This is a genomic window from Afipia felis ATCC 53690, from assembly GCF_000314735.2.
Taxonomy (GTDB): Bacteria; Pseudomonadota; Alphaproteobacteria; order Rhizobiales; family Xanthobacteraceae; genus Afipia; species Afipia felis.
The window spans coordinates 367,675-393,370 of the sequence record NZ_KB375270.1 but is presented as its reverse complement, the minus strand read 5'-3'; the positions used below and the strand labels follow the sequence as shown (position 1 = coordinate 393,370).

Annotated in this window: 27 protein-coding genes; 11 read left to right on the top strand and 16 right to left on the bottom strand. The window is 61.6% G+C overall.

Annotation, left to right across the window (positions count from 1 at the left end; all coding sequences use genetic code 11):
- Positions 1-15: 15 nt before the first annotated feature.
- Entirely contained in the window at positions 16-1,389 is a 1,374-nt protein-coding gene (locus HMPREF9697_RS02045; protein ID WP_002715481.1) for a PleD family two-component system response regulator, read from the bottom strand.
- A gap of 10 nt (positions 1,390-1,399) precedes the next feature.
- Positions 1,400-1,765 (bottom strand): response regulator, encoded by a 366-nt coding sequence (locus HMPREF9697_RS02040; RefSeq protein ID WP_002715480.1) that lies wholly within the window; start codon positions 1,763-1,765, stop codon positions 1,400-1,402.
- Positions 1,766-1,892: 127 nt separating this feature from the next.
- Between HMPREF9697_RS02040 and HMPREF9697_RS02035 the strand changes: the two genes are divergently transcribed.
- Positions 1,893-2,183 (top strand): DUF3572 domain-containing protein, encoded by a 291-nt coding sequence (locus tag HMPREF9697_RS02035; protein WP_040307773.1) that lies wholly within the window; start codon positions 1,893-1,895, stop codon positions 2,181-2,183.
- Between the two features lie 178 nt (positions 2,184-2,361).
- Positions 2,362-3,666 carry a DNA polymerase IV gene (locus tag HMPREF9697_RS02030; protein WP_002715478.1) on the top strand — a complete coding sequence of 435 codons (1,305 nt, stop codon included), beginning with the start codon at positions 2,362-2,364 and terminating at the stop codon, positions 3,664-3,666.
- Positions 3,667-3,672: 6 nt separating this feature from the next.
- On the opposite strand, the gene HMPREF9697_RS02025 is transcribed toward HMPREF9697_RS02030, so the two are convergent.
- A complete protein-coding gene (locus tag HMPREF9697_RS02025) occupies positions 3,673-4,533 on the bottom strand; it encodes a cell envelope integrity EipB family protein (protein ID WP_002715477.1) in 861 nt (286 codons plus the stop codon).
- Between the two features lie 266 nt (positions 4,534-4,799).
- On the opposite strand from HMPREF9697_RS02025, the gene HMPREF9697_RS02020 reads away from it, so the two are divergent.
- The 3 genes from HMPREF9697_RS02020 to HMPREF9697_RS02010 all read left to right on the top strand — a co-directional run bounded on the left by HMPREF9697_RS02020 (position 4,800) and on the right by HMPREF9697_RS02010 (position 7,268).
- Positions 4,800-5,267: a RidA family protein gene (locus HMPREF9697_RS02020; RefSeq protein ID WP_002715476.1), complete on the top strand. Its 468-nt coding sequence runs from the start codon at positions 4,800-4,802 to the stop codon at positions 5,265-5,267.
- Positions 5,267-6,034 carry a glycerophosphodiester phosphodiesterase gene (locus tag HMPREF9697_RS02015; protein WP_002715475.1) on the top strand — a complete coding sequence of 256 codons (768 nt, stop codon included), beginning with the start codon at positions 5,267-5,269 and terminating at the stop codon, positions 6,032-6,034. The genes HMPREF9697_RS02020 and HMPREF9697_RS02015 overlap by 1 nt, the downstream gene beginning before the upstream one ends.
- A 67-nt stretch (positions 6,035-6,101) precedes the next feature.
- Entirely contained in the window at positions 6,102-7,268 is a 1,167-nt protein-coding gene (locus HMPREF9697_RS02010) for a GNAT family N-acetyltransferase (RefSeq protein ID WP_002715474.1), read from the top strand.
- Between the two features lie 18 nt (positions 7,269-7,286).
- Here the strand turns inward: HMPREF9697_RS02010 and HMPREF9697_RS02005 are convergent, their stop codons facing one another.
- A complete protein-coding gene (locus HMPREF9697_RS02005) occupies positions 7,287-8,186 on the bottom strand; it encodes a transglycosylase SLT domain-containing protein (protein WP_051053898.1) in 900 nt (299 codons plus the stop codon).
- 106 nt (positions 8,187-8,292) lie between these two features.
- Here HMPREF9697_RS02005 and HMPREF9697_RS02000 point away from each other — a divergent pair, with 106 nt between their 5' ends.
- Positions 8,293-8,607: a hypothetical protein gene (locus HMPREF9697_RS02000; RefSeq protein WP_002715472.1), complete on the top strand. Its 315-nt coding sequence runs from the start codon at positions 8,293-8,295 to the stop codon at positions 8,605-8,607.
- A 66-nt stretch (positions 8,608-8,673) separates the two neighbouring features.
- Here the strand turns inward: HMPREF9697_RS02000 and clpA are convergent, their stop codons facing one another.
- Positions 8,674-11,043 (bottom strand): ATP-dependent Clp protease ATP-binding subunit ClpA, encoded by a 2,370-nt coding sequence (clpA, locus tag HMPREF9697_RS01995; RefSeq protein ID WP_002715471.1) that lies wholly within the window; start codon positions 11,041-11,043, stop codon positions 8,674-8,676.
- A 211-nt stretch (positions 11,044-11,254) separates the two neighbouring features.
- Positions 11,255-11,584 (bottom strand): ATP-dependent Clp protease adapter ClpS, encoded by a 330-nt coding sequence (gene clpS / locus HMPREF9697_RS01990; protein ID WP_040308082.1) that lies wholly within the window; start codon positions 11,582-11,584, stop codon positions 11,255-11,257.
- Positions 11,585-12,055: 471 nt separating this feature from the next.
- On the opposite strand from clpS, the gene HMPREF9697_RS01985 reads away from it, so the two are divergent.
- Positions 12,056-13,855 carry a TadE/TadG family type IV pilus assembly protein gene (locus HMPREF9697_RS01985; RefSeq protein ID WP_002715469.1) on the top strand — a complete coding sequence of 600 codons (1,800 nt, stop codon included), beginning with the start codon at positions 12,056-12,058 and terminating at the stop codon, positions 13,853-13,855.
- Between the two features lie 77 nt (positions 13,856-13,932).
- Here HMPREF9697_RS01985 and HMPREF9697_RS01980 read toward each other — a convergent pair whose 3' ends face one another.
- Positions 13,933-14,265: a phasin family protein gene (locus HMPREF9697_RS01980; protein WP_002715468.1), complete on the bottom strand. Its 333-nt coding sequence runs from the start codon at positions 14,263-14,265 to the stop codon at positions 13,933-13,935.
- 385 nt (positions 14,266-14,650) lie between these two features.
- Between HMPREF9697_RS01980 and HMPREF9697_RS01975 the strand changes: the two genes are divergently transcribed.
- The gene (locus HMPREF9697_RS01975; RefSeq protein ID WP_002715467.1) at positions 14,651-16,450 is read left to right on the top strand and encodes a D-alanyl-D-alanine carboxypeptidase; all 1,800 of its coding nucleotides are present in this window, start codon (positions 14,651-14,653) and stop codon (positions 16,448-16,450) included.
- Between the two features lie 223 nt (positions 16,451-16,673).
- Here HMPREF9697_RS01975 and HMPREF9697_RS01970 read toward each other — a convergent pair whose 3' ends face one another.
- Positions 16,674-17,408 (bottom strand): DnaJ domain-containing protein, encoded by a 735-nt coding sequence (locus HMPREF9697_RS01970; protein WP_002715466.1) that lies wholly within the window; start codon positions 17,406-17,408, stop codon positions 16,674-16,676.
- A gap of 62 nt (positions 17,409-17,470) precedes the next feature.
- Positions 17,471-18,373, bottom strand: coding sequence for an alpha/beta hydrolase (locus HMPREF9697_RS01965; RefSeq protein ID WP_002715465.1), 903 nt, complete (start codon positions 18,371-18,373; stop codon positions 17,471-17,473).
- A 238-nt stretch (positions 18,374-18,611) separates the two neighbouring features.
- Between HMPREF9697_RS01965 and panC the strand changes: the two genes are divergently transcribed.
- Positions 18,612-19,463 (top strand): pantoate--beta-alanine ligase, encoded by an 852-nt coding sequence (gene panC / locus HMPREF9697_RS01960; protein ID WP_002715464.1) that lies wholly within the window; start codon positions 18,612-18,614, stop codon positions 19,461-19,463.
- Positions 19,464-19,475: 12 nt separating this feature from the next.
- Here the strand turns inward: panC and HMPREF9697_RS01955 are convergent, their stop codons facing one another.
- The 4 genes from HMPREF9697_RS01955 to HMPREF9697_RS01940 form a co-directional block, all read right to left on the bottom strand.
- Positions 19,476-19,913 (bottom strand): DUF1489 family protein, encoded by a 438-nt coding sequence (locus tag HMPREF9697_RS01955; RefSeq protein ID WP_002715463.1) that lies wholly within the window; start codon positions 19,911-19,913, stop codon positions 19,476-19,478.
- 54 nt (positions 19,914-19,967) lie between these two features.
- Positions 19,968-20,930 carry a hypothetical protein gene (locus HMPREF9697_RS01950; RefSeq protein WP_002715462.1) on the bottom strand — a complete coding sequence of 321 codons (963 nt, stop codon included), beginning with the start codon at positions 20,928-20,930 and terminating at the stop codon, positions 19,968-19,970.
- A gap of 84 nt (positions 20,931-21,014) precedes the next feature.
- A complete protein-coding gene (locus HMPREF9697_RS01945; protein WP_002715461.1) occupies positions 21,015-21,206 on the bottom strand; it encodes a hypothetical protein in 192 nt (63 codons plus the stop codon).
- Positions 21,207-21,486: 280 nt separating this feature from the next.
- On the bottom strand, positions 21,487-22,143 hold the full coding sequence (locus HMPREF9697_RS01940; RefSeq protein ID WP_002715460.1) for a glutathione S-transferase family protein: 657 nt from the start codon (positions 22,141-22,143) through the stop codon (positions 21,487-21,489).
- Positions 22,144-22,261: 118 nt separating this feature from the next.
- Here HMPREF9697_RS01940 and HMPREF9697_RS01935 point away from each other — a divergent pair, with 118 nt between their 5' ends.
- The gene (locus HMPREF9697_RS01935; RefSeq protein WP_002715459.1) at positions 22,262-22,549 is read left to right on the top strand and encodes a DUF3253 domain-containing protein; all 288 of its coding nucleotides are present in this window, start codon (positions 22,262-22,264) and stop codon (positions 22,547-22,549) included.
- 30 nt (positions 22,550-22,579) lie between these two features.
- Here the strand turns inward: HMPREF9697_RS01935 and HMPREF9697_RS01930 are convergent, their stop codons facing one another.
- From HMPREF9697_RS01930 to HMPREF9697_RS01920, 3 genes are all read right to left on the bottom strand, one after another.
- On the bottom strand, positions 22,580-23,374 hold the full coding sequence (locus HMPREF9697_RS01930; protein WP_002715458.1) for a YdcF family protein: 795 nt from the start codon (positions 23,372-23,374) through the stop codon (positions 22,580-22,582).
- Positions 23,375-23,434: 60 nt separating this feature from the next.
- A complete protein-coding gene (locus tag HMPREF9697_RS01925) occupies positions 23,435-24,250 on the bottom strand; it encodes an aldo/keto reductase (RefSeq protein ID WP_002715457.1) in 816 nt (271 codons plus the stop codon).
- A gap of 68 nt (positions 24,251-24,318) precedes the next feature.
- On the bottom strand, positions 24,319-24,636 hold the full coding sequence (locus HMPREF9697_RS01920) for a helix-turn-helix domain-containing protein (protein ID WP_040308080.1): 318 nt from the start codon (positions 24,634-24,636) through the stop codon (positions 24,319-24,321).
- Between the two features lie 227 nt (positions 24,637-24,863).
- Here HMPREF9697_RS01920 and HMPREF9697_RS01915 point away from each other — a divergent pair, with 227 nt between their 5' ends.
- Positions 24,864-25,655, top strand: coding sequence for a polysaccharide deacetylase family protein (locus HMPREF9697_RS01915; protein ID WP_040307772.1), 792 nt, complete (start codon positions 24,864-24,866; stop codon positions 25,653-25,655).
- Positions 25,656-25,696: the final 41 nt, after the last annotated feature.

The window sequence follows — 25,696 nt, the reverse complement described above, 5'->3', positions numbered from 1 at the left end:
GCATCGCCAGTTGCCCTATGCCGCCGCGGAGACGACGCGATTGCGGCCGTCATGCTTGGCGCGATACAGCGCCTGATCGGCGCGCTTGATAACGTCGGCAACCGGCTCGTTCTTGGTTTCCAGCGTCGAGATTCCGACCGAGATCGTCACTTCGATCTGCTTCAATCCCTTCTCGATTGAAAACCGCTCGTTTGCGATCGACCGTCGCAGCCGTTCGGCGATGATGCCCGCAACATGCAGATCGGTTTCCGGCATCACGATGACGAATTCCTCGCCGCCGTAACGCGCAGCGAGATCGATGCCGCGAATCGACTTGCGGATACGGGTAGCGAATTCGCGCAGCACGTCGTCGCCAGCGTCATGACCGTAGGTGTCGTTGATCGACTTGAAATAATCGATATCCAGAATCATCAGTGCGAGCGGCTTGCCGCGTGAGGCGGCCTGCTCCGCGAGCGTGCCGACATGGCCTTCCAGATAGCGGCGGTTGTGCAGGCCCGTGAGCGGATCGGTGATCGCCATCTCGAGCGAGTTCTGCACGCTGTCACGCAGGTAGTGCGTGTAGCGATGGCGGCGGATCTGGGTGCGCGCCCGCGCCAGCAATTCGTTCTTGTCCACCGGGCGGAGCAGATAATCGTTCACGCCGATTTCCAACCCGCGCAGAAGCTGCACGTGGTTGTCGGCTTCAGCAAGCGCGAGCAGCGGCACGCTGCGCGTGCGCTCCAGCGAGCGGACCTGGCTGCAAAGCCGCAGACCATCGTAATCTTCGAGATTGAGCGAAACGATCAGCAGATCGTAATTGTTCTCGGCCGCGTGGAATAAAGCTTCCGAAGGATTGGGCTCAACATCGACGGCATGCTCCTCGGCGAGCACCGGCGCGAGCCGCTCGTAGGATGACGGGCGATCGTCCACCAGAAGAATCCTGCCGCCCTTGCCGGTATCGGCCACGGCTTCCCGCTCGGGCGCCTGCAGGCCGATTTCGTGCGAGGTGATGGCGCGCATGCGCAGCTCATCGGTCATCATCTTCAGCCGCGTCAGCGAGCGCACGCGGGCGATCAACACCACGTCCGAGACTGGTTTTGTGAGAAAATCGTCGGCTCCCGCGTCGAGGCCGCGCACGCGATCCGACGGACTGTCGAGCGCGGTCACCATTACCACCGGGATGAAGTGCGTGCGCGGGTCGGATTTCAGCCGCCGGCATACCTCGAAACCGTCGATGTCGGGCATCATCACGTCGAGCAGGATGATGTCGCATTCCGCGCGCTGACAAATCTCCAGCGCCTGCGCGCCGCAATTGGCGGTGACCACGTCAAAATATTCCGCCGACAGCCGCGCTTCCAGCAGTTTGACGTTTGCCGGCACGTCGTCGACGACAAGAACCCGTGCGGACATCAAAATCCCCTTAGCCGACGAACCGCCGGACCGTTTCAATAAATTTTCCGACCGAAATCGGCTTGGACAAATATGCTTCGCAACCGCCCTCGCGGATGCGCTCCTCGTCGCCTTTCATGGCGAAGGCGGTCACGGCGACCACAGGCGTCGCCCGCAATTCGGCGTCGTCCTTGATCCATCGCGTAACTTCGAGGCCGGACACCTCAGGCAACTGGATATCCATCAAAATAAGATCGGGGCGATGCTCGCGCGCCAGCCTCAGGGCCTCGCGGCCGTTGCTGGTGCCGACCGTCTGATACCCATGGGCCTCCAACAGATCGCGGAAGAGCTTCATGTTGAGCTCGTTGTCCTCCACGATCAGGACGGTTTTGGCCACCCCACTTCTCCACTGTCGCTCGACGTCAATTCCGCCGCCACATTACGATTAGGCGTCGCCACGCCGGAATGACTCGGGCATGATGCCCTCAAAATAGAAGCGATAAGTTACGGAAAGGCAAATGAGAATGGCCGGAAAGTCCAGCCGGAGTCCCGCGGAAGTTGCTGAAATCGTGGCGATTCGCGCGCTCGCTTTCCTCGCCGGGGACCCCGAACGATTAGGGCAATTCCTCTCTGAGAGCGGTATTGGTCCCGAGACGCTGCGTGCCTCGGCGTCCGCCCCCCGCTTCCTGGCCGGGGTGCTGGATTTCATCGTGCGGGACGACGAAACGGTGAAGGCATTCTCGGATTTCTCGCAGTTTCCCCCGCCAACCATCGCCGCCGCGCGCGACGCGCTGGGCGGGGGCATTCATGACTAGTGTGGTGGTTCAGAAATTCGCTTCATTTTTACCGCGAGTTCTTCAAGCGAACTTCTGAACCTGAACCACACTAGAATTATAAATTTACTAGTGTCCTTTCGAATCCGAAGTTCGCTGCGGAAGGTGCTGCCTGATGAGGCGAACTTCGGATTCGGGACACTAGAACTGGCGCCGCCCGATGGATGAGCCCTCTCCCCCTCCCGGTTTCTGCCGGGACTGCCTGACCGACGCAGCCCCACAGGCCAAGCGCTGCGCCGCTTGCGGCTCTCCGCGTCTGTTGCGGCACCGCGCGCTTCCGCATCTCAGCCTCGCCCATATCGACTGCGACGCCTTCTACGCCACCGTCACCAAACGCGACCGGCCCGAGATCGCAGACAAACCCGTCATTATTGGCGGCGGCAAGCGTGGCGTCGTCGCGGCCGCCTGCTACATCGCGCGCACCTACGGCGTGCGCTCGGCCATGCCGATGTACAAGGCACTCGACCTGTGTCCCGACGCCGTCGTCATCCGTCCCGACATGGCGCGCTACGTTCAGGTCGGCCGCGATGTGCGGCAGGCGATGCTTGCGCTGACACCCCTCGTCGAACCACTGTCGATCGACGAAGCGTTCCTCGATCTGTCAGGCACCGAGCGCCTGCACGGCATGATCCCGGCGAAGGTTCTCGCGCGCTTCGCCGCGCAGGTCGAGCGAGACATCGGCATCACCGTTTCCGTGGGGCTGTCGGCCAACAAGTTCCTCGCCAAGATCGCTTCCGATCTCGACAAACCGCGCGGCTTTGCAGTGCTCGATCAGGACGACGCACGGACACTGATGGCGGAGAAACCTGTCGGCTTTATCTACGGCGTCGGCCCTGCGATGCAGGACAAGCTACGCGATCACGGCTTCCGCCTGATCGGAGAGCTGCAGCGCGCGGATGAAATCGAACTCATGCGTTTATTCGGCGCGGAAGGCCGCAGGCTGTGGCGACTCGCGCGCGGCGTCGACGACCGCAAGGTGGTGCCCGACCGCGGAGCGAAGGTGATTTCCAGCGAGACCACCTTCGAGAGCGATCTGCGCGACTTCGCGACGCTGGAGCGTATCCTGTGGGATCTTAGCGAAAAGGTGTCACGACGCCTGAAAAACAGCACTGTCGCGGGTTCGACAGTTACCCTGAAACTGAAAACCGCTGATTTCCGCCAGCGCACCCGCTCGCAGTCGATCATCACACCGACCCAGCTCGCCAACCGGATATTCGCGATCGCACGCGAAATGCTGGCACGCGAAACCGATGGCACCGCCTTCCGGCTGATCGGCGTCGGCGTCAGCGCGCTGCAGCCCGCGAACGGAAGCGACGAAGAGGACATGCTCAACCGCCGTTCCGCGCATGCCGAGCGCGCCATGGACGAAGTGCGCAAACGCTTCGGCGACAACGCTGTGGTGCGCGGCATCGCCTATACGCCGAAACCCGCGAGCCCTTCGTCCCTGCGGCGAAAGGACCCGTGACGCTGCCTATTTACACGGCTTGTTGTCGCCGACCTCGAACTTGTCCATTGTCCCGTTGACGACGAAATCATTGTAGTCGAGCACCAGCGCGCGCGAGACGCCATCCTCATACAGTTCGAACGACATCGTGTAGAGCGGCGTCTGCTCGCCCTTGTCCGGCTTGGCGCCACGATCATAATAGCTCACAGTCACCGGCCAGCGGGTCTGATGTTTCAACTGATCGCTCTTGCTGGCGACGTCGGGCGATGCGGAGGCGCGGTTTCCCGCGATCGGCTGTCCGATCACCACGAACGTATTGTAGACCTTCTCGCCATTGTCGGAGCCGTCATAGACGCCGAGTTCGAGAATGCGCTTGCCGTCCTTCGCGGCTTCGATGATACGGCGGGTCTGCTCGGTCGGGAATACGATGTCCTTGTCGAGCGTGAAGGTTTTCGCCGACGGCTGCTTCAGCTTCACGGTGATGGTGCCATCCGGCCCACGCTCGGCCATGCCGTCCACATAGGACGGCTCGGCGTCGTTGGTCTGGCTCGCGACCTTGAAGCGATAGCTTTTGCCCTTCGCATCCTCCCAGTTGGTCGAACGTAGGTCGCTCGTCGTGGTCCTGTCTTCACCCGATTCAATCCGCGACACCTGCCGGAAGTCGGTCGAATAGCCGTCGCAGGCATTGCCGCCGAATTTGTAGACGATGCGCCCGTTCGCGGAATTGACCGCGGCGTTACCCCGCGCCTTCGCAAGGCTCAGGTCGTAAACCGCCTCATGCGCCATGAACGGCACCCCGGCAGCCGTCTGCGCATGCGCGAACGAACCCGACGCCACAACAGTGCCGAGCACGCAAAAAGTCCGCAAAAACGACCGCGACGAGACCATGTTCTCTCCTTGCCAATCGAGTGTCCCGAATCCGAAGTTCGCCTCACTAGGCCGCGCCTTCCGTAGCGAACTTCGGATTCGAAGGGACACTAGAAAATCTATGATACTAGTGTGGTTTAGGTTCAGAAGTTCGCTTGAAGAACTCGCGGAGAAAATGAAGCGAACTTCTGAACCACCACACTAGGAATCGGAGCATATTGGCGCTGGGATTATGCCGCAACTTGGGCATAACCGGCGTCAAAGACGGTCCAATCATGGAGAATGAGATGGCAGGCGAGATCGAACGGAAGCTGGCTGAGCTTGGGATCGTGCTGCACACGCCGCTGGTCCCCATCGCCAACTACGTGCCGTTTGTGCGGACCGGCAACATCCTCACCGTCTCCGGTCAGGTCTGCAATGACGCCAACCGGCAACTGATCGCCAAGGGCAAGCTCGGCGCGGGCGTCAGCATGGACCAGGGCATCGCGGCCGCGCGCGGCTGCGCCATCAATCTCCTGATCCAGGTGAAGGCCGCCGTCGGCGACCTCGACCGCGTGGTGCGGGTGATCCGGCTCGGCGGCTTCATCAACTCCGCGCCCGACTTTCTCGATGGCCCGAAGGTGATGAACGGCGCCTCCGACCTGATGGTCGAGGTGTTCGGCGACAAGGGACGCCACGCGCGCTCGACCGTCGGTGTCGCCGCGCTGCCGGCGGATGCCGCCGTCGAGGTCGAAGGCCAGTTCGAGGTGATGTGATGGCCTATCGCGCACCGGGCTGGCTGACTGCTGCGCCGGTCGCACATCGCGGGTTGCATGATCGCGCCAAGGGCATCGTGGAAAGCACGCCCTCGGCTTTCGTCGCCGCGATGACAGGCGGTTTCGCCATCGAGACCGACCTGCAACTGTCGGCTGACGGCGAGGCGATGGTGTTTCACGACGACACGCTGGCGCGCCTCACCGAGCGCACGGACGACATCCGCACTTTGAGCGCCGCCGAGCTGAAAACCGTGCGCTTCAAGGAAACGGCCGACCGCATAATCACGCTCAGCGAATTGTGCGAGATGACCGCCGGCCGCGTGCCGCTGGTGGTCGAGATCAAGAGCCGGTTCGACGGCGACCGCCGCCTGATCCGGCGCGTTGCCGAGGTCGTGCGTGCCTACTCTGGCCCGCTCGCGCTGATGTCGTTCGATCCCGATCAGGTGCTGGCGATCCGCGACCACATTCCGGAGGTGCCGCGCGGCATCGTCGCGGAGCGCTATTATCATGAGGACGAGTGGCAGCAACTGCCACCAGAGAAAGTGCGCGGCATGCTCCATCTGCGCCACGCCTTCCGGACCCGTCCGCATTTTGTCGCCTACTGGATCAATGAGTTGCCCGCGCCCGCCCCATGGATCGCTCGCCACATCTTCGGTTGCGCACTGTTGACGTGGACCGTTCGCACGCTGGAACAGCGCGCCCGTGCCGCGCGCTACGCCGACCAGGTGATTTTCGAGGGCTTCGTGCCGGGGGCAAAGCGCCCTTGAAGATGCTCGGAAAATCACGATCTATGGCTGAGATCGAACCGCATACCGCTGGCCGGATTGCCCGCATTTGACGACACCCACCGACATCACGCTCGAAGCCGTATCGTCCGTACGCCAGATCGCGGCAGATGACTGGAACGCCTGCGCGCACCCCGAAGGCAGCGCCTATAATCCGTTTCTTTCCTATGCGTTCTTTGCCGCACTGGAGAACTCCGGCTCCGCCATTGCGCGCACCGGCTGGGCCGCGCGCCACCTCGTCGCGCGGTGCGAAGAACACATCCTCGGAATAGTCCCCTGCTATCTCAAGAACCACTCGCAGGGAGAATATGTATTCGACCATAACTGGGCGGATGCCTTCATGCGCGCGGGCGGCGCGTATTATCCGAAGCTGCAGGTGTCCGTGCCGTTCACGCCGGTCACCGGCCCGCGCCTGCTGGTTCGCTCTGATGCCGATCAGGAGCAGATTCGCGAAGCACTGATCGCGGGAATGATCGGCCTGTGCAGCCAGCTCAATGTCTCGTCCGTACATGTCACCTTCGCCGCCCAGGACGAATGGAGGCTTCTTGCGCAGCACGGATTCCTTCAACGCACCGACCAGCAATATCACTGGCGCAATGAAGGCTACGCAAGCTTCGACGATTTCCTCGCCACACTGGCCTCGCGCCATCGCAAGGCGATCAAGCGCGAACGCCGCGACGCCCTCACAAACGGCATCGAGATTCATGTACTGACCGGCGTGGACATCACCGACGATGCATGGGACGCGTTCTACGGGTTCTACATGGAGACGGGATCGCGCAAATGGGGGCGCCCCTATCTCAACCGCCCCTTCTATACACAGATCGCCGAAACCATGGCCGACGACGTCGTGCTCATCATGGCAAAGCGCGAAGGATGCTGGATCGCGGGCGCGATCAACTTCAAGGGGTCCGATACGCTCTACGGCCGCCATTGGGGCGCGATCGAGCATCACCCGTTCCTGCATTTCGAGGTCTGCTACTATCAGGCCATCGATTATGCGATCCGGCACGGGCTTAAATCCGTCGAGGCCGGCGCACAGGGCGAACACAAGATCGCGCGCGGCTACCTGCCGCAGATGACCCACTCCGCCCATTACATCGCCGACCCGAGCCTGCGCCACGCGGTGCGCGACTATCTCGTTCATGAACGCGATTATGTCGCGGAAGTCGGCCGCGAACTGACGGAAGGCGGCCCCTTCCGCAAAGCAACTTGAACAAGGCGACCTGAGCGATCACCCCCTGTTGTTACGCAGCACCATACAGGCCTGCCCCGCCTTGTGGATCTTCGCGCACAAATCGTTCGCCGCCTCTCGCGTCTCCGCGCCGATCCGCACCTGATAGAATGCGCGAGTGCCGCGACTGCGGAACGTGCTGCTGAGCAGATTCGGATCGTGATCGCCGATCACGCCGCTCACCCGGGCCATCGCGCGTGCATACATCGCAAGCGCCTTATCACGCGAGAATCCCGCGGCAAGCTGCACGCCCCACGGGCTTTCTGCGCCGATGCGGACACGCTCCTCGAGATGAGCGACAAACGGATTCGGTGCGTGGCGCAGCAGCGCCATCAATTCACGGCAACCTGCCGGCTTCTTGCGATCAGCGATGTCGTTGCCCACGCCCGCTTTATTCCAGTCCTCCACGCTCGCGCCGGTGATGGCGTAGACATAGTTGCGGGTCTCCTCAGGCATCGGCCCCGTTCCCGCGCGCCATTCACTCACACGCCGTGGCCCGGCATTGTAGGCAGCCGCGGCAAGCCCGAGATTGCCGAACTGCTGGCGCAGTTCGCTCAGAAATTCGGCGGCCTTCGGCAACGCCTGTACCGGATCGAACGGATCGAGCAGCCGCCGCTCGTTCGCCGTCCCCGGCATAAACTGCGCCACGCCCTGCGCGCGCTGACCGTTGCGCGTAACGGGTCCGATCGCATCGGGCTGGAAACGACTTTCCTGCCAGATCACGCGCGCGAAGAATTCCAGCGGCAGACCGTTTGCCTTCGCCGCGGATTCGATCATCAGGCACATGGATTCGCCGGTGTCGGTGTTTTTTTCAGCGGCCGTTGCAGTCTCGCTTTTGGGCTTGGCGTCGGAAGGTGCCGGTGCATCCTGCTGGGCAAGCGCAACCTGCAGTGCCGGCATGAGTATGGCGGCAGTAATCAAGCTCACCAATTTCATGACCCGGTGCATTTACCTTAATCCCGATAACCACATGGTCTCGTCCTGCTCTCCCGCTTAAAGCTGATGCATGGAACAACGCCAGCCTGACGACGAAATGCTGCCAGAAGATGAGGTTGCGCCCGCCGTCGAGCAAGACAATGAGGCGGAGAGCGAGCCTGTTCCATCCGCTGATGACCTTGCCGTTCCGGCCAGCCCACCTGCCCCTTCCCGCATCGCCAACATGCTGCGTGGCGCGGCGCGTGTGCTGCTTGCGTTCGTCTTCTCGCAATATGTCGTCGTCACGGTTCTGATCGCAGTTGCAGCGGTGACGCTCTCGAAGATCGCTTCCGATGTGCTGACCGCGAAATTCGACGCCATCGCGCGGGCGATCAGGCATTTCTGAGCGGATTTCGACCAACAAAAAAGCCCGGCGATTTCGCGCCGGGCTTTTTTCATTATCGCAGATACATCACGCCTTGGCGGGCTCCTTGCTCGCCTTGGGTTTGCGCTTGCGCGCGCCCGGCAGCTTTTCCGGCTTCGGCGTGACCGGGCCTTCGACGAACTCGAAGCCGATCTTCTCCTTGCCCTCACCCGCCGCTTCGTCCTTGACGAGCACAACGCGGACATGGCCACCGTTCTTGAGCTTGCCGAACAGCACCTCGTCGGCCAGCGGCTTCTTGATGTGCTCCTGGATAACGCGTGCCATCGGCCGCGCGCCCATCTGCTCGTCGTAGCCCTCCTTCACCAGCCAGGTCTTGGCCGGGTCGGACAGCTCGATGGTGACGTTGCGGTCGCCAAGCTGGGCTTCGAGCTGCATCACGAACTTCTCCACCACCATGCCGATCACATCGGCATCGAGGTGCGCGAAGGAAACGATGGCATCGAGACGGTTGCGGAATTCCGGCGCAAACTGCCGGTTGATCGCCTCGTGGTCCTCGCCTTCACGTTTGCTGCGCGTGAAGCCGAATGCCGCCTTGGCCATATCGGCCGCGCCCGCGTTGGTCGTCATGATCAGGATGATGTTGCGGAAGTTCACCTGCTTGCCGTTGTGGTCGGTGAGCTTGCCATGATCCATGATCTGCAGCAGCACGTTGTAAAGGTCGGGATGCGCCTTCTCGATCTCGTCCAGCAGCACCACGCAATGCGGATGCTGGTCAACGCCGTCGGTGAGCAAGCCGCCCTGATCGAAGCCGACATAGCCCGGAGGCGCACCGATCAAACGGGACACCGTATGCCGCTCCATGTACTCCGACATGTCGAAGCGCAGGAGTTCGACGCCGAGCGAAGACGCCAGTTGCTTCGCGACCTCGGTCTTGCCGACGCCGGTCGGACCCGAGAACAGGTAGCAGCCGATCGGCTTCTCCGGTTCGCGCAGGCCCGCACGGGCGAGCTTGATCGACGCAGCCAGCGCCTCGATCGCCTTGTCCTGACCGAAAACGGTGCGCTTGAGCGTCGCCTCGAGATGCCGCAGCACCTCGGCGTCGTCCTTCGACACGCTCTTCGGGGGAATCCGCGCCATCGTCGCGATGGTCGTCTCGATTTCCTTGATGCCGATAGTCTTCTTGCGCTTGCCTTCCGGCACCAGCATCTGCGCCGCACCGGATTCGTCGATCACGTCGATCGCCTTGTCCGGCAATTTGCGGTCGTGGATGTAGCGTGCAGAAAGGTTCACCGCCGCCTCGATGGCGTCGTTGGTGTATTTCAGCTTGTGGTAGTCCTCGAAATAAGGCTTCAGCCCCTTCAGGATACCGATCGCATCTTCCACCGACGGCTCGTTGACGTCGATCTTCTGGAAGCGCCGCACCAGCGCGCGGTCCTTCTCGAAGTGCTGACGATACTCTTTGTATGTGGTCGAGCCCATGCAGCGGATCCCGCCCGAGGCGAGCGCAGGCTTGAGGAGATTCGAGGCATCCATCGCCCCGCCCGACGTCGCGCCCGCACCGATCACGGTGTGGATCTCATCGATGAACAGGATCGCGTTGGGATGCGCCTCAAGCTCCTTGATGACCTGCTTGAGGCGTTCCTCGAAGTCGCCACGATAGCGCGTGCCCGCGAGCAGCGTGCCCATGTCGAGCGAAAACACAGTCGCGGCCGACAGCACCTCCGGCACATCGCTGTCGACGATGCGCTTGGCGAGGCCCTCCGCGATCGCGGTCTTGCCGACGCCGGCTTCGCCGACGAACAGCGGATTATTCTTCTGGCGGCGGCACAGCACCTGGATCGCGCGGTTAATCTCGGCGTTGCGGCCGATCACCGGATCAATCTTGCCGTCGCGCGCCTTCTTGTTGAGATTGACGCAGTAAGTTTCGAGCGCCTCGCCCTTCTTCTTGGTGTCCTCGCCGCCCTTGGTGTCGGTGTCGTCGTCGACGCCGCGCGCCGGCCGCGCTTCCGAGACGCCGGGGCGTTTGGCGATACCATGGCTGATGTAATTGACCGCGTCGTAGCGCGTCATGTCCTGCTCCTGCAGGAAATACGCGGCATGGCTTTCGCGCTCCGCGAAGATCGCGATCAGCACGTTGGCGCCGGTCACTTCCTCGCGACCGGATGACTGGACATGGATCACCGCGCGCTGCACGACGCGCTGGAATCCGGCGGTCGGCTTGGCGTCTTCGGCGCCATCGCCGATCAGGTTCTCGAATTCAGTTTCGAGATAACCGACGAGGCTGCCGCGCAGCTTGTCGAGATCGACGCTGCAGGCACGCATCACAGCGGCCGCATCGGCATCGTCAATCAGCGAAAGCAAAAGATGTTCGAGCGTCGCGTATTGATGGTGGCGTTCGTTTGCGATCGCGAGTGCGCGATGCAGGGATTGTTCAAGGCTCTGAGAAAAAGTCGGCATTCGCTTCCTTTATGGCCCCCGCCATTCTGGCCGTTCGAGTATTCCTCTCAGCCGTTTCCGCCGTTGTTTCTTTCGTCCGGCATTCTCTTGTGCGGTTGTCTTGTCGTTCTCGAATCTAGTGCATCGTGAGATGAACGCCACTCTTCGAACTCAGGTTCCCCACCAAAACATTTCCGCCGTCAGATCTTGCAAATCGACTCCTGTCGACAGGCTACTTCTTTTCCATCACGCATTGCAAAGGATGTTGGTGCTTGCGTGCAAAATCCATCACCTGCGTCACTTTGGTCTCGGCGATTTCATATGTGAAGATTCCACACTCGCCGATCCCGTGATGATGAACATGCAACATGATCTTGGTCGCAGCTTCAACATCCTTCTGAAAGAACCTCTCCAGAACGTGGACGACGAATTCCATGGGCGTGTAGTCGTCATTCAGGATCAGGACGCGATACAGGCTCGGACGCTTCGCGCGCGGCTTGGTCCTGGTAATGACGGATGTGCCCGGACCTGTCCCCTCGGGACGGCCGTCATCCTTTGACATGACGACCCTGGACATGGCTTCGGAGCGCGGACGGCGGCCGCCGGATTGTCCGGTCTTTCCGGTCATGACGGTGAAAGGCTTGTGCAGCATGGCTTTGCGTTCGATGATCCCCGGCCTGCGGCGGCACGAACCCGTCCGCGCTGGCGTCCTGTCCAATATGGCCCCGGTCCGGCTGCGCCGCAAGCCGACCGGAAAACCCTACCTTCCTCGGAATGCTGAGGAAATTAGCGCCGTTCGGAGGGCTTTCAGACAGCTTCCACAAGGTGTCCCGTTCCGCTTTCTGCCATTTCGTTAACGGCTGACAGGAAAACAAGACCCGATCCGCAACACTTCGTTGAGGATAGAGGTGCGTCACTCCTCTGAAAAAGACGGCATTTTAGGAATGTCCTCGGGTTTACTCGCATCATTTTACTACCTCTTCACCCGGCAGCCCTAAGCAAAGTTCCAGATATAACCAGTCTGGTAGCAGCCATGAGCTTCCCGTCGATCAAGCATCTTGCCCGCCTCGTGCGGCAATTCCGAACAGATGCCCGCGGCAACGTCGCAATCATCTTCGCTCTCGTGTCGATCCCGCTGGTTGCGCTCGTCGGTGCCGCGGTCGATTACACCCGCGCGAGCTCCGCCCGAACCGCTCTCCAGACCGCGCTCGACAGCGCGGCGCTGATGATTTCCAAGGACGCGGCATCCCTGACGGCAAGCCAGATCACGACCCGCGCGCGGCAGTATGTCGACTCGCTGTACGTCGCCACCGATGCCCCGATCCAGACGTTCAGCGCCACTTACACGCCGAACAGCGGCAGCGGCGCGTCGATTCTGCTGACGGCGGGCGGCAACATCCCGACCTATTTCATGAAGGTGCTCGGCAACAATTTCAGCACACTGCCGATCAACTCGTCCTCGACCACGAAATGGGGCAGCACCCGGATGCGGGTCGCACTGGTGCTCGATAACACCGGTTCGATGGCTCAGAACGGCAAGATGGCGGCACTGCAAAGCGCAGCGACCGACATGATCACGCAGTTGTCCAACTTCAATACGAATAACGGTGACGTTTATATTTCCATTGTTCCTTTCACCAAGGACGTGAGCGTCAGCACCTCGAACGTCAATGCGGCCTGGCTGAACTGGACGGAATGGAAGGCTGATCCACCCTATCTCAGTCAGAACGGCTATCCCAACAATCTCGCCAGTTCGGCAGGCATCACGACGCCCGGCGTCTGGATCGACATGACTGGCCCCGGTTCGAGTTGCCCGTTTAGCAACAATTCCCATGGTTTTTCATGCACCAATATGCCGGCCACGATTTCCGGCGCAAAAAGCGCGAGCAGTATCCCATCAAGCGGAAACTATTCGGGCATGATCTGCCCGAGCATCGACAGCGGCAAGAAACTGCCGGGTAAAACCAGCATCTACTACAACGGCTGCTACACGAGTGTGCCGGTCACCCTCAAGTGGACGGGGTCATCTGCGAGCTGCACTGGGAAGCCAAGCGGCTGCAGTTGTACGGGCTCAAACTCGAACAAGGTTTGCAGCCTGTCTGCATACCGGCATGACTGGCGCAACGTGCCAGCCGACCCGAGCGCCACTCCCGCCGCGGTTTCAACTCTGACGAAATATGCAGCGACAAACCCCTCCGATCCTACAACGAGCGGCGGGTGGACCGGTTGCGTCAACGACCGTGATCAGAGCTACGACACCACCAATGATGCGATGACAGGTTCGCTGACGGCACCCTCGAAGCTAACCTACCCCGAACAATGGAGCGGCTGCGCACTGGCCCCCCTTACCGCGATGACCAATCAGTGGAGCACGCTGAAATCTCAAATCAATGCCATGAGTCCGAACGGCAACACCAACCAGGCCGTCGGGCTGTTCTGGGGCTGGCAGACGCTGAACACCACGAACAATCCATTCATGGCACCGCCAAAAGATCCCAACTGGGTCTACAAGGATTATATCGTCCTGTTGACTGACGGCTTGAACACACAGGATCGCTGGTACACCTGTCCCGGCACCGGTGCTTGCTCGACGATCGATGCCCGGCAGGAACTTCTGTGCAAGAACATCAAGGACCCAGCTCAGAACGGCGGCAACCAGATCACCATCTTCACCATTCAGGTGAACATCAACAATGCGGATCCGACCTCGCAGGTGCTGCAGGACTGCGCCACCTCCGGCACATACTTCCAGATGATTACCCAGTCGAGCCAGACTGCGACCGCGTTCCAGAACGTGCTCGCGACGATTGCCAAGCTGCGCATCTCGCAATAGGCGCAGTCACCCACCGCAACACAAATAAAAAGCCCGGCTTCTCAGCCGGGCTTTTCTAATTCAGTTGTCTGTCGCGCTTAGTGCTGCGTGTACTTCGAAACCAGACCTTCGAACGGCTTGTAGGATTCCTTGGCAAGGTCCGAATAAAGCTGACCGATCTTCTGCGCCTCGACGACGAACGTATCGTAGGCGGTCTTGGCGTATTCGCTCTGAACTTCGAGCGCCTTATCCAGCGACTTCACGCCGGAAAGCTTTTCAACGTAACCCTTGGTGTCTTCGTACGACTTCTTCGAGTAATCGCCGAACGCTGCGGCGATCGCCTGAAAACCGTTGGCAACGGTGCGAGCAGAGGCCACTGCGGCGTCAAGCTGCTCTTTGCTTTGCTGCTGAAAATCTTCCACCTTGAACATGGTTCGCCCTTTCAGAAGACGGAACGGATGAGAATGGGTGCCGGGTGTCCCGATCACCGGACCAACATACCGCGCCGCACAAAGCCGGTCAATAATTTTGTGCATCGCACAACAAAAACGTCACAAATCCTGAGCTTCTCGGAAACGCTTCGTTAAGCCTTTGGCAACTGCCGCCCCTTATTTTGATTTATCGACGTTCTTCGGGGAACTGGGGAACCGAAAAATAGCATCCCTTCAACGGCTTATGACAGGTCGCCAGACGCGGCCGGCCACAGGCCGAAAAAGGATGTCGCAACTGCCGGTCGGACGCGGCTCAGCCGCAGGGCCGGCGCAATTTGGCCTCAGAACGCGGCCAAGAGAGTCTGGAATCGGGACGGGGAAGTTCATGCTCGGTGTCACGTTCGCGTCCGGCAGGGCAGCACGCTACCTCACGCTTGCTCTTGCCACCGTCTCAATCACGCTTCTGTTTACGGATCACGCCGACGCGCGCCGACGCCATCACCGGCATCACCGCGCCCACGTGCAGTACTCCGGTTACAACCCGCCTTTCGCCTCCATCATCGTCGATGCTAATTCCGGCACGACGCTGCAGGCCACCAATCCCGACGCCATCCGTCACCCTGCGTCGCTGACCAAGATCATGACGCTCTACATGCTGTTCGAGCAGCTCGAGAGCGGCAAGCTGCGGCTGGACTCACAACTCGAAGTCTCGCGCCACGCCTCCGTTCAATCCCCGACCAAACTCGGCCTTCGCCCTGGCCAGACCATTCGCGTCGAAGACGCCATCAAGGGCATCGTCACCCGTTCGGCCAATGATGCCGCCGTTGTGGTCGCCGAGGCGATCGGCGGCAGCGAGGAGAATTTCTGCAAGCAGATGACGCGCAAGGCCCGCGCGCTCGGCATGAACAAGACCACTTACGTCAACGCCTCGGGCCTGCCCGACGATGATCAGGTGACGACCGCGCGCGATCAGGCCACGCTCGGCCGCGCGATCCAGGATCGCTTCCCGACCTACTATCGCTACTTCTCCACGTCCGTCTTCAACTGGCGCGGCCATCCGATCCGCAACCATAACCATCTGATCGGCAAGGTCGACGGCGTCGACGGCATCAAGACGGGCTATGTCCGCGCCTCCGGTTTCAACCTTGTCACCAACATTCGACGCGGCAATCGCCATCTCGTCGGCGTCGTGCTGGGCGGCCGCAGCGGCGGTGCGCGCGATGCGACCATGCGCAAACTGCTCGCGGAACATCTCGACGAGGGCGCAACGCGCCGCACTGTCGCCGCCATCACGGAACGCAATCCGGTGCGCGTGGCCAGCGACGACGAGCCTGCCGTCGCGAGGGCGCCGGCCCGCCCGGCCCCCGCACCGGTCGAAGTCGCCTCGGCTGCACCTGAACCCATTCCCACGCCGACGCCGCGCGCGCCGGAGCCGGCAGCAAAGCCGGAGCCTGCACCTCTCACCAGTGGCGTCATTTCCTCGCCGCTCGCCGCCATCCCGGGTTCGTCGGAACCGATGAAACCCGTTAGCGTGAAGACGGTTCAGGTCCGCATGGCGCAGGCCAAAACGATCGCCAAGAACACCATCAAGGCGGCGATGCCGACGCCTGCGAACGCCGCGCCCGTGCGCGTTGCCGACGCGACACCGGAAACCGCGCCCACCGCATCCGTTGCGGCGTCCTCATCGAATCCCGCTTTCCCGGCTCCGTTGCCGATCGTGATTACCCGCAACACGCCCGGCCTTGGCGAGGCCACCGTCGGCACGCCGATGCCTTCGCCCTCGTCCACCATGGCTTATGCCGATCCCAATCGCGGCCCGCCACCGACGACACTTGGCGCTCAGGCCCGCGCGATGGGAGCAAGCGCACCGCCGCAGACCGTCGCATCGGCCGCGCCGTCGCAGGAAATCGCCCCCTCCACCGGTACGAAGCCCGCTGCGCATAGCGGATGGATTATTCAGGTCGGCGCACTGGAGTCGGAATCAGAAGCCCGTCGGCGCCTCAACGCAGCGCGTGAAAACGCAGGGCGCTATCTCGGCCGCGCCGATCCATTCACCGAGGTATTCTCGAAGGGCCGCAAGACCTTTTACCGCGCCCGCTTCGCAGGTCTCGATCAGAATTCCGCCGAGGCCGCCTGCAAGGTGCTGAAGCGCTCCGAGATCAGCTGCATGACCATCCGCAACTGACGCTCTCTCAAATAGATATCTAGAAAACGCCCGCGTCTTCCGCGGGCGTTTTCATGCGCCCAAACGCCGCGCGTAATTTCCGGACTGACAACCCTTTTTCAAGGTTTGGTCTCTAAAACCTTAACCGCACAAACGACCACGCCGGACAACGGTGGGCATTTGGGGGCATCATCAGAGAAGCGACGAGCGCCGCTCGACAGGATTTGCGTCTTGTTGCGTGGAGTTAGCGTTTATGCGTGCGAAGAAGAGTGTCCTTGGCCTCGTTGACACGGGCCGCGAGGTACGTCGTCCCCCCCTGATCGGGATGCAGTTTCTTCATCAGCCCTCGATGAGCGCGGCTGATTTCATCGCGCCCCGCGCCTCGCTGCAGGCCAAGGATCTGATAAGCCTCCTCCGCCGTCATTTTGCCGCCCGCCGCCATGCCGCGATGCTGGCGAGCACCCCCTCCTGCCGCAGCGTCCTGCGCGTTTTCACGCCATCCGGGAAACCGGCGGTCAAGATAACTTTCCAGAAGGGCCCGGCTCTGTTCGTCGAACCCGTGCGCGAGCCGCAGCAAATCTGCGAGCGCGAACTCACCGAGTACACGGCCCGCTTCGGGTCCGGCAATCACACGCCCGTCAAGCGCGCCGGTACGGCGGTCGAGCGTCAGCTCTATAAACTGGGATCGTATCTGGGATTGCTGCCCGTCTGAACGCACGGCAGCACCGCCCCAGCCGAACTTCGAAGCAAGCTCCGCGCCGAGCGGCGCGTAGCCGAGCAGCCCCAGTCCGAACAGACCGAGCGGGATCGCGACCACAAACTCGCCGCGCGCTCCGATCCAGGCAGCGAACGCCAGCGCAAGCACGCCGCCGATGCGCCGCACCAGCCGCGCCAGCAGTTTCGGATCGGCGGAACGGATGACATTGAGCCCCATATAGATCAGGGCGAGCACAACAATTCCGGCGATAAGGCTGACCATCAAATATCCGGCTGAATTTCAGGCGCGCTAGCGCCGCGAGGAGGCGCGAGCGTTTTATACCATTATTGCGCTGATTTCCTCGCCTGCGCGCCGGGGGGCGGCGGCACGTCGATCTTGTCGGTGTTGACCGGCGCGAGCTCACTACCCTTCCCCTTGTTGAGGAATTTCGACAACGTCTCTTCGATGCTGAGCTTCAAGCCATTGGGGCCGCGGTCCGACATGTCGGTGTGACGGTACTTGGTGTTGACAACGGTGACATCCTTGCTGTCGCCCTGAGGCACCACGCCGGCATCCGGCTGAAATTCCGGGTCCTTCGAACGAAACGTCAAAATCCTGAACGCGCCCTGCAGCGGCACGCGCAGATTATCGAGCGTGATGACGTCCGCGACCATGTCGGGGTGCTTCTCGGCGAAATACATCGCGATGTCGCCGCCGTTCGAATGGCCCACCAAGATCAGATGTTTGTAATCGGCATGCGGCTCGCGCTTGGCGACTTCATGGATCGCAAACAGGATATTGGCCATACCGCGCTTGTAGATCGGCTCACGGCCGACATACGGCTCGCCCTTTTTGGTCACAAGCGGCGCATCGCTCGCAAGATCATGCTGAATGCAGATCGCGAGATACCCCTTCCCAGCGAAGAAATTTGACAGGAAGGAATATTCGTTGAAGCGCACGGTGTTGCCGTGATTGATGATGACGACCGGCATTGTCGTCATCCCGGCATCGGCCCTCATCTTGACATCACGGCGCATCGCGATGTCCACCTCCACCGGGCGTTGACGGGCGCTGTCGTATAACAAGAACGTCTGATGGCTGATGCCCCACGTCACCGCCGCGAAATAGGCAGCCGCCGCCACCACGGCCAGGATGGCCGTCGCAGCGAGAATACGCCGCGCGACAGGATGCTTCGGATGAAACCGAAGGCCCTCCTTCGCCCCGGGTGTCATGACCTCGGATGTCATACCGATAAGCTAATCACGTTCAGGCGAGCAGCAAAGCCGCTTCTCCGCCGTGGAACGCGGTTCCAGAACTGCGTTTCGGCTCGTCTGGAGAACGAAATTCTCCAGCAAAAGCATTGCGTTCCCTTTGTGGATATCTTCAAATCGCGATGGGCTACGATTGAGCAAAACGCGTAAATCGCAACCAAAGCAGCGCCGGATACCGGCCACGTGACCCGTTCCTATTCCTGTGTCGGTGAAAATGCCTCAGTCTCCTGCCGTTACCCGCACCCTGCCCGCCTTGCAGCGAACGCTTGAAAACCTGCGCAAGCGCCGGGCCACTGTCGCGCTTGTGCCCACCATGGGCGCGCTACATGACGGTCATATTTCACTGGTCCGGCTGGCTAAGCGTCGCGCCGACAAGGTCGTCGTCTCAATCTTCGTGAACCCGACGCAATTTGCACCGCACGAGGACTTCGGCTCCTACCCGCGCACCTGGAAGGCCGACGCGGCGAAACTCGCCACTGAGGGCGTCGACCTGATCTGGAATCCGGACGGCAAGCTGATGTATCCGGACGGTTTCGTCACTCGTGTCCAGGTCGACGGCCCGGCAACGTCCGGACTGGAAGACCGCTTTCGCCCACATTTCTTCGGCGGTGTCGCCACCGTGGTGGCCAAGCTGCTCGCGCAGGTCCGACCGGACGTCGCGATCTTCGGCGAGAAGGACTACCAGCAGTTGAAGGTGGTGACGCAGATGGCGCGCGATCTCAATCTCGGGGCGCGCATCGTCGGCGCACCGATCATGCGCGAGCGCGACGGCCTCGCGATGTCCTCACGCAACCTCTATCTGTCGCCAGACCAGCGTAAAGCCGCGCCTGCATTGCACCGCGCGATGAAGGATGTGGTGCGGCGGTTGCGGCAGGGCGAGGACTTTGCGACGACACTCGACGCCGGCTCGAAGCTGATTGCCGACGCCGGATTCAAGCTCGACTATCTTGAAGCGCGACACGCCGAGACACTCGCGCCACTCACCCAGATCGGAGACGCACCCGCGCGCCTGCTCGCGGCGGCGACCATCGGCACCACGCGACTGATCGACAATATGAAAATCTGAGACGCGGGCTGCTCAGAGCAATCCCAGTTCGCGCAATTCCTTGCGCATCGGCTCCGGCATGTCAGCCAGATCCTGCGGCGAGCCGCGCAGATCCGGCGGCGCGCTTTTCGCATCGAGATAACGCCAGCCCTGGAACGCACGCATCGGTCGCGGCGACACCGGGATGAGCTTGGTTTCCATCACCAGCCGGCAGCGCCCGATGCCGTCCTTGTCGCGAAACGGCTCGATCGCAACCAGCTTCTGCCGCGCAGCGATCTCACCCTTGATGACCCAGTAGATCGAACCGCCGTCGAGCAACTCGGTGTCACGCTTCGGCGTCATCCGCGTCACATGGACATGGCGAACCTGCTTGCCTTTGGCGCGATTGGCTTTGGCGCGCTCGTCGATCCAATCCTTTAAATCGCGAAACGACGTCGCACCGACGGAGAGTTTAACCAGATGTAACGGCATGGCTTTTGGAAATAGGTCCGATGGCCCCACCCTCGCAACGTCTGGCTGCGAGTTTTACCTGTTATTCTCGGCGGCAGGAGCCTGTGGTGCGGCCGGAGCCGATGGCGCAGCGGCTGCAGGTGGCGTCAGCGAACGCGGGTGCGAGGGAGCCGGTTTCTTGGCGGCCGCCTTCGGTGCAGCCGCTCTGGGCGCCGCGTGCGCAGGTTCGGCAGGTTTCGCCGGAACCGAGGCTGTCGCAGGCTCCGGAGCCATGATGCTGATCGGCGGGATCGACGCCGAACTCGGGAAGTCACCTGAGACAGGTTTTCCTGTCGGCCGTTCCGGTTCGCCCGGCACCAAGGCTGCTGCAGACGGCACAGCGGAAGATGAAGACGGAGGCACGATCTGGCCCCATGCAGCCGCATGCTTGGCTACGAGGGCATCATAGACGCGCTCGTTCATATTGTTGGCGATCTGCGCGGTGTTGGTGAGAGACGCGAAGAACGTGCATTTCGACAGCGTGCACTCGTCCCGCGTCGCAAGCACATGGGCGACCATGCCGAAACGATCGCGCTCCACGGCGCGGCGCAAGGCGCGCAACGTCGGTGTCATCGCCCGGTCAGCTGCCGCCACATCGCCGTAGGATTCAAGACGGGACATCTGCGCCGCCGTGTAGGAAACGGCGGCTGCGGTTGCCTCGGCCGAGGCAAACACGGCGCGTTCGCAGCCCGCCGCGACGACCTCTCCCGCCAGTTCATCCAGACATGCCAGTGCGGGAGACGCTGCAAAATCCGTCGAAGCCGCGACAGCGACGGATTTTTGCCGGGCAGCGGAGTCCTGCATCAGCCCCGTTGCGACCAGCCCTACAGCCAACAACACGATCACCACCACGGCACCGATCGCGAGCGGCCGCCTGGTGCGGACCAGTGCAATGATGAAGGCCATCGCGAACAGCACCACCGCGGCGAGGAGGATCACCATCGGCAGGTTCGACGAATGCCAGAAATCGGAAAGGTTGGCGGCGAAAGCCCGGTTCATCCGCGGTTACCTCTACTGTCCCGCTTTGCGGGAAAACGCACCGGGCACGAAACGGGGCCGCAGGTGCGGCCCCGGAAACAGAAATCAAACGCCTGCGAGCTGGCTTTCGCGCGCCACGCGCTCGAACGCCTCGGTCGAGCTTTTGATGCGATACTGGCAGTCGTCGCCGTCGGTCGGAAGCAAGCGGATTACTTCATAGGTGCCGCTCGCCGCGGGACGCGATACGTTGCTGGCCGTGAAATAGACAGTCTCTCCGATGCCGAACTTGTGCTTCAACGCTCTGCTCCATCACTCGAAACGCAAACTGCCGCCCTAAAAAAGTCGGCGGCAGGTTCTGATGACTGGAAATTGTATAGCATGCAGGTGCATTTTTTGCCAGCCGGAGGACGCATGGCAAGTACGTCAATATTGCAATCTTTTCAGTAAGATAAGTAAACGGAACCGGCTTGGGAATGGCTGCGGTCGGCAAGGTGCATCCGGCGGGTCGTACGGTATTCTGCTGGTATTTCAATGCCTTGGAAAAACGGCAGGTGTTTCCCTTGCGCGGTTCCCGCCACTAATCAGTCTCGAAACGGTCGATCACGAGGGTTTCTGCCAGCGCCTGCGCGGTCCACTCCGCAAAGGGAGGATAGGCCAGCATCGCCTCCATGTACTCCTGTACCGGCGGGGAAGCGTCGATAGCGTAGGTCCGAAATCGGTGCACCACCGGGGCATACATCGCGTCCGCGGCGGTGAAGGCTCCAAACAAAAACGGCCCCGTCCGTCCGTAATGCTTGCGGCAGTCCGTCCAGATCTCCTGAACGCGAGCGATGTTCTCCCTCGCCTCCTCCGACAATTCCTTGGCGCGGCGCGGACGATGGATATTCATGCCGCATTCCCGGCGCAACGCACCGAAGCCGCCGTGCATCTCCGCGCTGATGGCGCGGGCATGCGCGCGCGAGGCCGGATCCTGCGGCCAGAGCTGCGCGCCGGGAAATTTCTCGGCGAGGTATTCGATGATTGCGATCGAATCCCAAACCGTGACGTCACCATCGGTCAGCACCGGCACCTTTCCGGCGGGCGAAACATCGAGAATGCGCTGCTTGTCAGTCGTTCCCGTATAAAGCGGGATCACCACCTCCTCAAAGGCGATGTTCGCGGCCTTCATCGCGAGCCACGGACGAAACGACCACGACGAATAGTTCTTGTTGCCGATGTAAAGCGTCAGACCCATGTGAAACCCGTGTGCTGCTGTGCCGCGAGTGTGCCACGCGCCCTCGCACACTCCAACATCCAATCCATCGACACGCCTGGCCCTTGCTCACGACGACGCGATACGGCAAGGCAAGGTCATGTTCACATCCGATTCGCCTGCCTCCGCTGCGTCCGCATCTGCCCTTCCGCTCGAAGACGCCATCCTCGCAACGCTCGCTCACGCCGGGCGCAAAACGCTCGGCGCACCCGAGATCGCCCACGCCATTGCCGAGGGAGGCGACTGGCACGCATTGCTTACACCGATCCGCCGCACCGCGATCGCACTCGCGCAATCCGGACGGCTCGTGATCTATCGTCACGGCAAGCCTGTCGATCCCAATGATTTTCGCGGTGTCTACCGTCTCGGGTTGCCGCGACAGGATTGAGTTTTGTAGCCTAGGGCGGCGCGGATATCGTTACGGTGCGGGAAACAATTCTTGGGTTCGCCCGGTGAGCCTGTAGCCGATCAGGCCGACCCATTCGTGAACCGCAGTGTCGAGTCGTCCCAATCCGCCGCTCAATGTGAGAAACGGGCGTTTTGCATCGGCCCAGCCGCGCGTGCGCCAATCGACCGGATAGGCTTCCAGGTTGAGACCTTGCGCGCGGAAAACACCCATTGCGCGTGGCATGTGATAGGCCGATGTCACCAGCAGCCACCGCTCGCCAGGCGCGGGATGAATGAGCGGACGCGTGAATGCTGCGTTCTCGTAAGTGGTACGCGAGCGTCCTTCCGTCACAATCCGCTCATCCGCAACGCCGAGCTTTTCGAGAAACTGCCGTTCAACCTCCGCTTCCGTCGAAAGCGGATGAAACGGGTTGGCATTGCCGCCGCTCAACACGATCTTTGCATTCGGAAAACGCCGCGCGAGCGTGGCGGCGGCGGTCATCCGCTCGGCAGACGAATTGATTTCCGGCGCGCCACGGATCGCAGTGAGGTCCGGACTGATCGCGCCGCCGAGCACGATGATGCCGTCAGGCGCACGCCCTTCTTCGGCCCATGCAGGAAAGCGTTCCGATAATGGCAGCAGCAATACATTCCCGAGCGGCGAGTAGCCGCACACCAGCAACAACAAAATTCCTAAAGTGCCGATACGGACTCCCGCCGTCCTCCATCGCGTGAGCGACAGCGCCACGCCGATCAGACAGATCAACGCGACAAAGTTGGACGGCGTGATGAGAAGTCCGAAGATCTTCGAGGCGATATGGACCATCGCCCGCTTATAGCCATTTGGGCGCGGCTGTCTAAATTCTTTTTACGGTGATGGCTTTTTCTAATCCCATTGAGGCGCGAAGCCGAAATCGGTGATGCGCCCTTCCTTTGAGCCCATCGCGAACAGCGCCGCCATGTCGTGATCGCTGAGGGTAAAATCGAACACGTCAATATTTTCCGACAAACGCTCGACCTTTGACGTGCGCGGAATAGCGACGATGTCCTGCTGGATCAGCCAGCGCAGGCAGACTTGCGCGGGGGTTTTGCCGTAACGTCGGCCGATCTCGATAAGCGTCGCGTCTCCCTTGATGCGTCCCTTCGCAATCGGACTATAGGCGATCATCGCAAGATCATGCGTGCGGCACGCCTCGATCACCTTGGTCTGGTCGAGATAGGGATGGTACTCGACCTGATCGCACACCAGCGGCTCCGGGCTCAGCGCAATCGCCTGCTCCATCAACGCCACGGTGAAATTCGACAGACCAATATGGCGCGTGAGGCCAAGCTCCTTGACCCGCGCCATCGCGCCGAGAGTCTCCGCGAGCGGCACCTGCGGGTTCGGCCAGTGCAGCAGCAGCAGGTCGATTTCCGACCTCAACCGCGACACACTGTCCTTGACCGAGCGCACCAGTTCGTTCGGCGCGAAATGCGTAGTCCATACTTTCGTAATCAGGAAGACTTCGTTGCGCGGCACGCCGGAGAGACGCACACCCTCGCCGACCTCGCGCTCGTTCTCATAAATCTGCGCCGTATCGATCAGGCGATAGCCGAGCCGTAGCGCCTGCTCCACCGCGCGCGAACAATCGCGCCCTTCCATTTCCCAGGTGCCGAGCCCCAGGATCGGTATCCGCACTCCACCTGCTTCGACGAATTGCATGACGGCTCCTGCAACTTCGCGCACACGACAGAAATGTGGGGGCGCTCCCGCAGGAACGCAATTCGCGATCAGTTGCGCGGACCGTTGGCTGCAAGCGCGGCGAACACCATGTCCGGCGCATGGGCGATCACGGCCAGAAGCGCACGCGCGGGGCCGCGCGGCGAACGCTTGCCCTGCTCCCAGTTGCGAATGGTCTCGATCGGTACGCACAGTTTGGTGGCGAATTCGGCCTGCGTCAGCTTGGCCCGCAGCCGCAACTCGCGAACATGCGGCGTGACACCCGTCTCGGAATCGATAGTGGAAGCAGGTCCCGCGACAAACGGCGCCTCCTGACCGTCGACCACCTCGACGATCCGTCCGTCCGCTTTCAGTCGCAAGCGCTTCATCTGCCATCCCATGAGGAATTCAGGGTCGCCCATGGTCGGCCATTTATGGTTAAGGCGAGGTTAAATTACCGCCGAAGTGAGGCTTACGCCCCGGCGCCGGCAGGTCGGCCATGCATAGCCAAATCGTCCATTGCGCCTGAGCCTCCGCCGCAATACGCCATGGCCGCGGCCCGGGAACAGCGCATCCGCGCATGTCGGGGGCCGATCCGCCTTTCCGGTGCTTTCACATGAAAACCGCCCTCAGCGCCTGTTTGATCGTCGGACTGATGACGGTCTGCGGCGATGTGCATGCAGCAACCTGCCCCCGGCCCGACGCGCTCGGCACTGCGCGCACCATTACGGTCGACGTCAAAACCACACCGCGTGTCGGCTTGAAGAGCTTTCCGCAGACCCTGCCGCTCAACGACAAGGAAGTGGTGCTGACGTTCGACGACGGCCCGTTGCCCGCCACCACCGGCAAGGTGCTCGCCGCCCTTTCGGCCGAATGCGTGCAGGCGACTTTCTTCGTGATCGGCCGCAACGCCGAGGCCTCTCCCCAGATGCTGAAAGCCATGGTCCGGCAGGGCCACAGCATCGGCAACCACACATGGTCGCACCCGATGCTGAACCACCTCGACAAGGCGAAGGCGCTCGCCGACATCGACAAGGGGTTCGCTGCCGAGGCCGCAGCTCTCGGCCCGGCAAAGCCCGGTGCCGTTCGGCTGTTCAGGTTTCCGTACTTCGCCTCGACGCCCGCGCTGCTGGACGAGATGGAGAAACGCGGGGCCGTCGTATTCGGCGCAGACTTGTGGGCGAGCGACTGGCTGAAGATGACGCCCGAGCAGGAACTCGACTTATTGACGACGCGCCTTGCGCATGCCCGCAAGGGCATAATCCTGCTGCACGACATCAAATCGCAAACCGCCGCGATGCTGCCTGGCTTCCTGCGCTATCTGAAACAGAACGGCTACAAGGTGGTGCATGTGGTACCCGCGGGCGACACAGGTTCCATGACGTCCACAGGCAACGCCACCAATTAACCTGCCCTTCATAGAGGCCATCCACCCTGTTCCGACTCTCG